Genomic DNA, 6000 nt, shown 5'->3' with positions numbered 1-6000 from the left:
TGCCTTTCATGCCTTTCATGCCTTTCATGCCTTTCAATGCCTGCCAGCCTAACGGCAGCGTGCACGTCCGGCTGCTTCTCCAACCGGCCGGAATCATCGCCGCAGCGGAAAGAGCCGCCCTTTGTCCCTGAGACAAATAACGGCTCTTTTCGTTGTCTGACTTACGATAAAGCTATCTCTCGTCCCGAACGGGACGCCTCATACACCGCATTGACCAATTGAACGGCGCGGTACCCGTCCCGTCCGCCGATCAACGGCTCCCGTCCCTGTTCGATAGCCTCGATCACGTCAGCGAACTGCTTGCGATGGTTTTCATCCTTAACCACACGCGGGTCGCCCGCTCCGTCAGCGGATGGCCGGGACGGCGCCTGCGGTTTTTCTTCCCCCGGCACCGACCATAAGGTCACGGCGTTGCCCTCGATCCAGATGGCGCCCAGCTCGCCGTACAGCTTGACGGCGGGCGGCTGGGCCGGCTGAAGACTGGTGGAAGCCACAATACTGGCCAGCGCCCCGTTCTTGAACTTCACTGCTCCGACTGCCAGATCCTCGGCTTCCATCCGGTGCGTCTGCGTCGCCATCATGCCCGTCGCACTCGCCGCTTCTCCCCCGAACCACAGCATCAGATCGATCTGATGGATCGCCTGATTCATCAGCGCGCCTCCGTCCTCGGCGATCGTGCCGCGCCATTCGGCGGAATCGTAATAAGCCTGATCCCGGTAGAACGGCGTCAGCGCTTCGATGAAAATCAGCCGCCCGAGCTTCCCTTCATCTATAATCCGCTTGGCGAGCTGGTACGGCGCCTCGAATCTCCGCTGGGAAATGACGCTGAGCGTCAGTCCCCGGTCCTTTGCCAGCTTCATCAGACGCTCGGCCTCCGGAGTCGTCATCGCCATCGGCTTCTCCACAATCAGATGTTTGCCCGCCCGCAGCACCTGTTCCCCGATCGCGGCGTGGCTGCCGCTGCTTGTCGCCACACAGACGATCTCGATCTCGGGCCTGGCCAGCAGCTCCTCGGCGCTGTCCGCCGCTTCGCATCCTGCCTTTTCAGCGAAAGCCCTCGTCTTCTCCGCGCTGCGTCCCGCAGCCGCCAACAGACGGCCGCCAGGCAAGTTGCCGATGGCGAGAGCATGAAGCTCGGCGATCGCTCCTGTTCCGATCAAGCCAAATCCCCATACTTTGCCCGCTCGCTCCGCGCCCCCGGCTTGCTGACGCTCCTCATTCGCTTCCCTCATCCTCTGATCTCTCCTCTCCCCGACGGGCCGAATATTCGGTTGCTTTCACCTCGCCTGCGCCGATCCGGTCGCCTCCTCCGGATCATCCGTTTCCGCACGCCTCATTCTCCCGCCTCAAGCAAACAGCCCCCGGTCTCCCGGGGGCTGTTTCGGAATCAGGCTTCGCCCGCTGCCGGAGGCACGAAGGTGCGCTGGGCCAGCTCGGCGTCCAGCATATAGAAGGCATTGCTGTCCTTATCGATGCGGCGCAGCTTCTGGATGATGCTGTCGAAGGTCGCTTCTTCCTCGACCTGCTCATCGATAAACCATTTCAGGAAATTAATCGTCGCATGCTCCCGCTCATCCCAAGCGATATCCGACAGCTCATAGATCCGCTTGGTAACCGTCTGCTCATGGGCATACGCATGCTCGAAGGCATCCAGCAGCGATTCATAAGCATTCAACGGGTTGTCCATACCGCTCACGTGGGCGCGTTTGCCAAGCGTGTTGATAAAGTGGAAAATTTTCATCGCATGGAACTTCTCTTCCTCGGCCTGGACGATAAAGAAGTTCGCAAATCCGTCAAAGCTCTCCGACGAGCAGTAACCGGCCATCGCCAAATATACCTGCGACGAATAAAACTCGTAATTCATTTGCTCATTCAGCTTGGCAAGCAGCTTCTCACTCAGCATCAGGTCACGCCCCTTATTCTATTTATTCGTTCCGTACCGTGCTAACCGGATCAGGCTGGAGGCTCTGCCTCCGGATCCGCCGCCCCGGTTGACTCCGGCGCTTGTCCCTTGTCCGTTAAATATCCGGTGAACAACGCGCGGCCTGCGGCCGATCGGGATGTCCACTCTCGGTTTACACCTCATCGGCTTTCCGGCCTCTTGCTCGGATGTTTAGATCGGCTCTGCACGCAAGCGGGCTGGAACCATTTTATCATGTTCCAGAACCTTCCTCAATATGAGCCCGCCTTCTCCGCGCTCCTGTGCTTATCATCCGAACAGTGTCACAAGTCATAACATTTACTTTTATGGGGTAAAATAGAAATAAAATACAGCTCTCAGCAAAAGGAGCCTTTTCATGATCAGCCTGCAGGAATTAAAGCATGGAGCTCTAGGCCAGTTACCGCTTCCCGATCTTCCCGGGAAGTCTGAGCCGTGCCGCCCATGAACGAAAACTCCGTCTCCCGCAACAGCCCGCTTGAAGCCTTGTTCTGGTGCATCGCCTTTCCCGGCTTCGGCCAGCTGCTCAACCGCCATTATATCAAGGGAATCGTATTGATCGCCATGGAAATCGTCATCAACATGGGTTCCCATCTTAATTCGCTGATCGTGCACAGCTTCTTGGGAGATATCCAAACCGCCGTGGAGCATACCAACTATCAGTGGCTGATGTTCTACCCTTGCGTGTACATGTTCGGCATCTGGGACGCTTTCAAGCATGCCGGCGGCGGCCAATCCCCGAATGCGGCGTTTCCATTTATATTCTGCGCGTTTTTCGCGACAATCGGCGTGGCTCTCTCGTCCCGGCTGAAGATAGCCGGCCTCCTGCTCGGTCCCGTCTGGCTGCCGATGCTGTTCGCCCTGGCCGGCGTGTTCGTCGGGTTCCTCATCAAGCGTTTCCTCAATTCCTTGCCCAGCCATTCGGTCTAAAAGTCCGGTGAACAACGCGCAGCCTGCGGCCGATCGTTTTTTTACTTCCTGGTTCGACTCCTCAGCGGCTCTCCGGACTCCGTCAAGCATTCCCTTATCAGCCTTAGCTTAGCCGCGTACGCAGCGCCCGGATACCCCAATCTCCTCCGGCATGCAAAGCAAAAGCCGCCCTGCGCAGCAGCGATGCGCGGGCGGCCTTGCTTTCAGGTCAAGCCTGAACCGTTAACCGGTGACCGTCACGACAACGGTCGTTTTCTTCTTCGCATACGTTACGGACACCGTCGCTCTGCCCTTGCCCGTCGCCTTGATGATGCCGTCCTTCACATCGGCTACCCGGATGTTGGTGGACGCCCACAGTCCTTCTACGGTTACATCCTGATCCGTGCCGTCGAAGTAGGTCGCGATCGCCTTTACGTCGAAGGTAGCGCCCTTCTTCAGCTCGATGGCAACCTCGCTGGTTTTCAGATACTTCAGCTTGTCGATCTCGACCGGAACATTCACGCTTTTCCCTGCAAATGAAACCACGATAATGGCAGAACCGGAATCGACAGCCGTCACAAGACCTTCGGTCACATCCGCCACCTTGTAATTGCTGGAGCGCCATGCGGCCGATGCCGTCATATCCTTCTTCGTCCCGTCGGACAGCACCGCGGTCAGACGAATTTGCACGGAATCTCCACGCTTGGTCGAGATGAATTTTTTATCGACCTCGATGCTCTGGACAACGCCGATCTCGACCGGGATCGATACGCTTTTGCCCCCGTAGGTCGCCGTAACAGTCGCTTTGCCGCGAGCGATCGCCGTGACTACGCCGCCTGCCACCTGGGCAATTTTCTCATCGGAGGACTTCCACTCCGCCTCCTGCGCCACGCTCTTGGTAACGCCATTGCTGTCTGTGGCTGTGAGGGCAATTGTTCTTGTTTCTCCAAGGTCGAAGGACAGCTGTGTAGGACTTGCCACCAGCTTGCCCGCCATATCGACCTGGACGGTAATCTCGACCGTCTTGCCGCTGTAGGTGACCGTTATTTTCGCTTCGCCCGTATTGACGGCCGTCACCTTGCCTTCCTCCGTGACGAAAGCGATCTTCGCATCGGAGGTGGTCCATACCGCATCTGCAGCTACATCGGCGGTCGTTCCGTCCGTGTAGGTAGCCTTGAGACTTAGCGACTTGCTCTCGTTTTTGGCCATCACCAGCTTGGTCTGGTCAACCGTCAGCGTCTTGAGCACCCCGACGGATACTTGAAGCGTTACGGATCGTGTTCCAAATACCGCCTTCACCGTCGTAGCCCCTGTCCCGACGCCGGATACCAAGCCCTTGCGCACCTCGGCAATATCGCCGTTTCCTGAGCTCCATACCGCCTTGGAGGTAACATCCTCTTCGCGCCCGTCCACATAAAGAGCCTTCAGCGTAACCTGCTCCGAGGAACCGACCTGGAACTGGACGCTCTTATGGCTGGCCGTAATCTTCACCGGCACATCGACCGAGATAGCGGCTGTCGCCGTTTTGCCGCCATAGGTCGCCGTTACTTTCGTCACGCCGGATTTGTACGCCGTGATCTTGCCGTTAACCACCGCAGCGATGGCCGAATCCGCTACGGTCCATTCGGCCTCACGGGTCACATCCTCCTCGGTCTCATCGGCGTAGGTCGCCTGCAGCGACAACTGGCCCGACTCGCCCGTCTTGAGGAACAGCTCCTCGGTGCCCAGCTCCAGCCGGCGCGGAACATCGACGTCGATCTTCGCTTTCACCGTCTTATTTCCGTACTTGGCGGTAACGGTCGTCTCGCCCGTGCTGTTCGCGCTGAGCTTGCCTTTGATTACATAAACGACCTCTTCATTCTCGGAGGTCCACTCCGCCTTGGACGTGACGTCCTCCGTGTTGCCCTCGGCATAAGTAGCCGTCAGCTTCAGCTGAGACGTGCCGCCCTTTTTCATAAACAGGCTCTGCTTGTCGAGCTCGATCTTGATTGCGTGGTCGACATCCACCTTGATGGACGTCGTCTTCGTGCCGTAAGCAGCCTTGATCGTCGTCTGGCCGGGGCCGTATCCGGTAATCTTGCCCTTGATCACATCGGCGACCTCGCTGTCATCGGACACCCAATCGGCTTTATCCGACACATCCTCGACCGTACCGTCCGGATAGGTCGCCATCAGCTTAACGCTCTCCGTCTCCCCTTGCAGCAGGGAAACCTCCGTTTTCTCAGGGTCTACGCGCTTGACGATCTCCACATTCACCGGAATGGTGACTTGCTGGCTGTTGTACTTGGCCGTGATGACCGTACTGCCCGAGCTTTGCCCGGTCACCTTGCCGTTGATGACGGTGGCTACTGCGCCGTTGTCGATATTCCAGTCCGCCTTGCTCGTTACATCCTCATGACTGCCATCATCATAATAAGCGGTCAGAGTCACCTGCTCGGACTGCCCTTGTCTGAGATCGATCAGCTGCTTGTCCTTGATCAGCGAACGAACCCGCTTGGTGACCGTTACGTTCACGATCACGGTTTTGCCCATATAAGTAGCGGTAATGACCGCCTTGCCTTCTTTCTTCGCCGTTACGACCCCTGCATAGACCGAAGCCGTACCGGGCTCTCCCGAATTCCAGTCCGTTTTCACCGACACATTCTCCGTCGCTCCGCTTACATACACCGCCGTTGCCGTTAGCGTGGCAGTCGCACCGACCTCCAGAGCCAACTCGTTTTTGTTCAAAACCAGGCTGGAAATGGTCTCCGTCGCCGCCGAGGCCTGTGGACCCGCATAGGTTCCCGTCCCCAAAGCGACGATCAGCGCCAGCGCCATGATTTTGATCCATCGAAAACGCATTTGTTTCATCTCTCCCGTCTTTCTATGTCCAAATTTTAGTATTCGGTTCATTCTATCATACCATTATTAAGAGAGTATTTGTCTACTTCATTTTGTGATTTTTGGAAAAGAGCAGCTCCTGAACGAAGCTGATTACGAGAAAGTTACATGGCGGTTGAGCAGAAGCTTGATTTGCGGGCAAAAAGTCCACCCGGCTTAGTCGCTTTTAGTGAAGTTACTGTTACTCCTTAGGGCTCCGTAAAAGGAGGGGCTTCAAGCAGTAGACGAAAAAACGTATAAAATGAGCCAGGTCGGCGGTCAACTTGTAGGAT

5 protein-coding genes are annotated in these 6000 nt (G+C 57.0%); 1 reads left to right on the top strand and 4 read right to left on the bottom strand.

The window, feature by feature from the left end:
* Positions 1–161 precede the first annotated feature (161 nt).
* From BLR08_RS19180 to BLR08_RS31205, 3 genes are all read right to left on the bottom strand, one after another.
* Positions 162–1232 (bottom strand): Gfo/Idh/MocA family protein, encoded by a 1071-nt coding sequence (locus BLR08_RS19180; protein ID WP_072333540.1) that lies wholly within the window; start codon positions 1230–1232, stop codon positions 162–164.
* Positions 1233–1387: 155 nt separating this feature from the next.
* Positions 1388–1903: a ferritin gene (locus BLR08_RS19175; protein ID WP_072333537.1), complete on the bottom strand. Its 516-nt coding sequence runs from the start codon at positions 1901–1903 to the stop codon at positions 1388–1390.
* A gap of 18 nt (positions 1904–1921) precedes the next feature.
* Complete coding sequence (locus BLR08_RS31205; protein WP_176835559.1) at positions 1922–2086, bottom strand: hypothetical protein; 165 nt, start codon at positions 2084–2086, stop codon at positions 1922–1924.
* A 297-nt stretch (positions 2087–2383) separates the two neighbouring features.
* Here BLR08_RS31205 and BLR08_RS19170 point away from each other — a divergent pair, with 297 nt between their 5' ends.
* On the top strand, positions 2384–2869 hold the full coding sequence (locus BLR08_RS19170) for a hypothetical protein (protein WP_072333867.1): 486 nt from the start codon (positions 2384–2386) through the stop codon (positions 2867–2869).
* Positions 2870–3091: 222 nt separating this feature from the next.
* On the opposite strand, the gene BLR08_RS19165 is transcribed toward BLR08_RS19170, so the two are convergent.
* On the bottom strand, positions 3092–5689 hold the full coding sequence (locus BLR08_RS19165) for an Ig-like domain-containing protein (protein WP_072333534.1): 2598 nt from the start codon (positions 5687–5689) through the stop codon (positions 3092–3094).
* Positions 5690–6000 lie beyond the last annotated feature (311 nt).

The organism is Paenibacillus sp. cl123 (assembly GCF_900101595.1).
GTDB lineage: Bacteria > Bacillota > Bacilli > Paenibacillales > NBRC-103111 > Paenibacillus_G.
Note: the sequence above shows the minus strand (reverse complement) of the source record. Positions and strands in the feature narration are given on the sequence as shown.